This is a genomic window from Dehalobacter sp., assembly GCF_030063005.1.
Lineage (GTDB): Bacteria > Bacillota > Desulfitobacteriia > Desulfitobacteriales > Syntrophobotulaceae > Dehalobacter > Dehalobacter restrictus.
This window is the reverse complement of the sequence record NZ_JAPDHR010000045.1, coordinates 1-4,437: the sequence shown is the minus strand read 5'-3', so window position 1 is coordinate 4,437 and position 4,437 is coordinate 1. Positions and strand designations below refer to the sequence as shown.

The 4,437-nt window shown below is 41.8% G+C and carries 4 protein-coding genes and 1 riboswitch; all 4 genes read right to left on the bottom strand.

Translation table 11 applies throughout. The annotated features are described in order from the left end of the window. Nucleotides 1–92: 92 nt before the first annotated feature. The 4 genes from OKX56_RS11905 to tnpA all read right to left on the bottom strand — a co-directional run bounded on the left by OKX56_RS11905 (nt 93) and on the right by tnpA (nt 4,145). Complete coding sequence (locus tag OKX56_RS11905; protein WP_287896530.1) at nt 93–887, bottom strand: transposase; 795 nt, start codon at nt 885–887, stop codon at nt 93–95. 285 nt (nt 888–1,172) lie between these two features. Further along, nucleotides 1,173–2,516 (bottom strand): DUF5667 domain-containing protein, encoded by a 1,344-nt coding sequence (locus OKX56_RS11900; protein WP_287896528.1) that lies wholly within the window; start codon nt 2,514–2,516, stop codon nt 1,173–1,175. 13 nt (nt 2,517–2,529) lie between these two features. Next, nucleotides 2,530–2,614: riboswitch (cyclic di-GMP riboswitch) on the bottom strand. Between the two features lie 210 nt (nt 2,615–2,824). After that, entirely contained in the window at nt 2,825–3,922 is a 1,098-nt protein-coding gene (locus OKX56_RS11895) for a TolC family protein (RefSeq protein WP_158208561.1), read from the bottom strand. 76 nt (nt 3,923–3,998) lie between these two features. Further along, the gene (tnpA, locus tag OKX56_RS11890; RefSeq protein WP_199269239.1) at nt 3,999–4,145 is read right to left on the bottom strand and encodes an IS66 family insertion sequence element accessory protein TnpA; all 147 of its coding nucleotides are present in this window, start codon (nt 4,143–4,145) and stop codon (nt 3,999–4,001) included. Between the last annotated feature and the right edge of the window lie 292 nt (nt 4,146–4,437).

Below are 4,437 nucleotides of genomic sequence, written 5' to 3'. Positions count from 1 at the left end.
TATTCATACAACCACTCCGCTTTGGTTGAAAAAGTGTGCAAACTTTTTCAACTTTTTCAACCATATTTATTGTGATTGTACTATCTTCAAGGCTACAATTCTATGTGATGGTGTCTTTGACGCTTACGCGGTAACGTTTCTTTGGTTTGGCACCGGGTGAGGGTTAACGTGATTTCTTCATCGTATTCCGGGCAATTTGGTAGAGAAAGCCTTGATATAATCCCATAGGATTCTTTCGCCCGGATGATATAGTGCCATGATTTCTCCTGAAAATGAGCGATATTGTTGAATGACTCATATCCCCGATCCATGATTGCAATTACATTTCCGCTGATTTCAGACTGGTCTACCATGGATACTAAGGCTTTATGCTCATTCATGCCTTTCTTGGGTTGCACGGATGCATCGACATAAACCTTGCCCATCAGGTCATACATAGCGTCCAAATGCACAAGATTGTAATTTTTGCTATCTTCGCTGTTCCTGATGGAGGAGAATCCATCATTTGAATTTGACGGAAGTCTCAAATCCGAACCGTCAACAGCGAGCAGCCTGTAGTCTTGTAATGAATTCTCCGATACTGCTAATCTTGTAAATTCGTGAAACAGTAGTTTCAGTGCTTCTGGACGAATTTTGTCTCTCTGTTGGACAAATGCTGAAGCGGTTGCAGTCTCTGACGAATAACCCAGCCAATCATATAATTCTTTTGAAAGGCTATTGCCTCCCATGCCTACAAGCATAAGCAGCATAGTATGCAGTGATAATTTCCGTTCGCGTGAAAAATCTTGCCCTGGTCGTTTCACGCAAGCCGGTAAATCTGCTGTGATTGAGCGTATTGCTTGGTGCAGCGCAGTTCGTACCTGCTCTGGATATGCTTTCTTTTTCATTTTAGAAGGCCTCCTTAAAAATGTCCTCATTTTCAAGGCGAAGCCTTCGATTTTTATTTATTTGTCAAGTGTTTTTTTACAATTGATAAATTTTATATGCCCACCTGTATGTATAAGAAAAACACAACCATCTTAATCTGGATGGTTGTGTTTTTTAGGCCTTAACTTAATGACATTGACTACGAAGGGAGCATATCATTTGCCTGGTGGCTGTCTGTTTTCTTTTTGGGAGGCATTGCATTTTATGCTATTTGAATGATTCTCAGTTATCGAAAATATAAAGTCCTATCTTTTTCCTTGCCCTTTACCGTTATGTCCGTTATTTGAAGAGGTATTCGTGACTGTGTTCTGAATACTTTGAGCATTGACTGTTCCACCACTTTCATCACTTGTGCCATCCACTGTTGTTTCATCCGAAGCAGGCTGGTCATCGGCTATGGCAGTCTGATCGCCAGTAACCGTTACATCCTGATTATCTACAGCCGTTGCATCCTGTTCGTCCCCTGCTTCCAGGCTATCTTCCTGGTCGCTCACGGCTTGGCCCTTATTGGCCTTCTTATATTCTTTTATGTTTTGGGTTTGCTCTTTCAAGACTTCCTTCGTTTCTTTGTTCGTCTCTACTTTGATCTTCTGAACATCTTTCCTGAGCTCCTGCATGTCGTTTTTGTACTGTTCAGCCTGTTCGACTTTTTCCAGGGCAGCGGCAACGGCAGCCTCGTCACCTGAAGCACGGGCTTCACCCAACTCTGCTTTGGCCGCTGCAAATTGCTGCACTGCATCCCCATAGGCTTTTTTGGCAGCCACATAAGCTTTGATCGCAATGGTGTTTTGAACTTCGGCTTTAATGATATTCTGCATGATCTCAGCCTGATCTTCTGTCAGATTGCCGCTGATTTTTAAGACGACTTTATCTGCATCGCTTTGAACAAGCTCAATGCTGGCAAGCAGATTGCTGATCACCGTATTCTCTTCTGTGTCAGCTGCGACCGTGTCCTTTTCGGCAGTATCATTTACAGCTGTTTCATCTGTGAAAGTAGTGACGGTCCCATCATCCCCAGTAGCATCTGTAGCCGTCGTGTTCCTACCTTCAGCTGCTTGGGTATCTTCGATCATCTGCTGCACCTGGAAGTTCGCCTTCTTTATTGTATCCGAGTACGCTATCAGAGCCTTTTTCATCAAATCCAACTGGTTTTGTTCGGACATGATTTCCGCCTCGGCCAGCCTTTCATTGGCAAACTCAACGAGCAGTTCCGCTTTTCCTTCATTAGAGAAAGTTACAGCAACCTGGACACTTTCAATCATCTGTTCGATTGAATAGAGCCAGCTGTCCGGTGTTACGCCGGCTTCATCTTCAGCTGAGGCCCGGCCGGTCAAATCCATTGTTGTGGAATCGGTTGTTAGTGTATCTGTTGTTGTATCAGTCGTCGTTGAATCAGTTGTTGTGTCTGTCGTTGGGTCAGTCGTTATTGAATCTGTAGCGGGCTCTATGGCCGTATCAGGAGCACTCGTTGAAACATCCTCGATAACTGTGGTTCCATCCGTGGTTGTTTCAGCAAATACACAAGTTGGAGCGACCGCAATGATTAGCAGGACACAAAGAATTGAAACCAGAATCTTCTTATGGATCATTCTATCTACCCCTTTCGGTAACCCGGCTGTCATAACCTTTCGGTGTTAGACCCGTGGCTTTGCGTCTCCGTCTTTCGACAGATTTGCCATTATCGTTTTGGCTGAAGCCATTATAGTACAGATACTTTTGAAGTTCAATTGTTTTGGGTCTTTTCAGACCAATGGGAGGTAGAAAAGGGACTTTGGTCCTTATCACCGTATGTTTTGGTCGAGCAAGCCCAATCTGCCAGTGGTAAAAAAGGTCTTTCCGTTCACCTAAGTAATCGGTCTTTCTCGTAATATTGTTAGAGAACTGCAGCGCCCATTGGTCACAAAGCAGAATTTACGATAAGCCCAAGTTTAGCCCATTCATATGCTCTATACGCTACAGCAAGCGTGTTTTTTGCAGTCTCAATAGCTGTCTGCTGGCTAATAAAAGTGCACTTCGTTGATTCGAATTGTACCAGTGAAATCTTCCCTAACTTATAACTTAATTGTGCAGTCTTATATTCGCTCTCTACAGCTAAAAGTTTTCTCTGCTCTATGTCAAGTATTCTTTGCTTATCCAGCACAGTTTGATAAGCCTGGTAAAAACTATTCTTAAACTTTCTTTGAGAATCATCTGAGCTAGAGTCTATCTGAATATCATAACTTTTGGTCTTGGCTATAAGATAATCGGCATCAGGATCAATAGCAAGCATTTGAGCTGCTGTAACTTCAGGTACCTTTTTGACTGTTAATTCTGTATTATTATCCTGTGCCAAACTCACATTTAACTGCTGAATCGTTGCTTTTTGGGAAACATTAATCCTTTGAATATTCATTTCAAGCTCGGACAACGTGTTTTCCGCCTTAGCCACGTCTAATTCCGTGGCCATACCGAGGTCTTTTTGAATCTTAATAATCTTGACCTGTCGTTCGGCCAATGATTGTTTTGCCTTTGAATCTTCTAACTGAGTAATGAGAGTATTATATGATATATAAAGGTTTTCGACACCCCAAATCAGCGAATTATTCCCTTTTTGAATATTGACTATCGTATTAATACTATCCCCACTTTCATAGGAGGCTTTTTGCATTAAAAGTAAATTTTTCTGAGCATTTAGTAAATATGCGATCGCTGCCTCATCTTTAGGGTTAGTACCATCACCGGTACCAAAGGCAATGTTCTTGGCATTCCATTCGGACAAATAGTCGTTAGCCACTGTAATCCCCTTGTTCTTGCCGTCATAAGAATCACTGAAGCTTTTCATATTTCCTTTAATTACTGGGTTTCTTGCTAGCATGAGATCTTCTATCTCGTTGAACTCAAGTGTATTAATAGGAACGAGTTTATCATCGTCATCATCAGTATCTGCAAAAGCTGTATAAGGCACAATAAGTACCAAGACCAGTATCAACACGATAATATATGCTTTTTTATGCATTGGACTACCCCCGATTACTCTAAATTATTTGATAAGCTCCACAAAGAGTATACACTATGATGCGATAATCCTCAATCTAAAAGTAAGCGTCAAAGTAGGCATGTTTGCTTATACCTTTCTCCTGGCAGAATTCTTTTATGCTTTGTCCGCTGCTTTGTCGTTCCTGGATCACCTGCATCCACTGTGTTAGCCGATACTCTGCTGTGACTTTTTGTATATTCATGCAACCACTCCAATTTTGGTTGAAATAGTTTGCAAACCTTTTCAACTTTTTCAACCGTATTCATTGTGATTGTACTATCTTTAAACTTATTATTCGTAAGCGCTTAACAACAGAGTGCCTTTAAATATCAATTCAAATAAGCTATAATGGCAATCCTCAACCGGCGCGGCGAATCATTTTTTACACTCTTCCTGTACTCGAGGCGACCAAGGCATCAGTTCTTCCAAAGCCTCCGGATTATTTCGATAATCTGTATCCGGCATGTACATGAGCAGATAGCTCAGGTATGTAT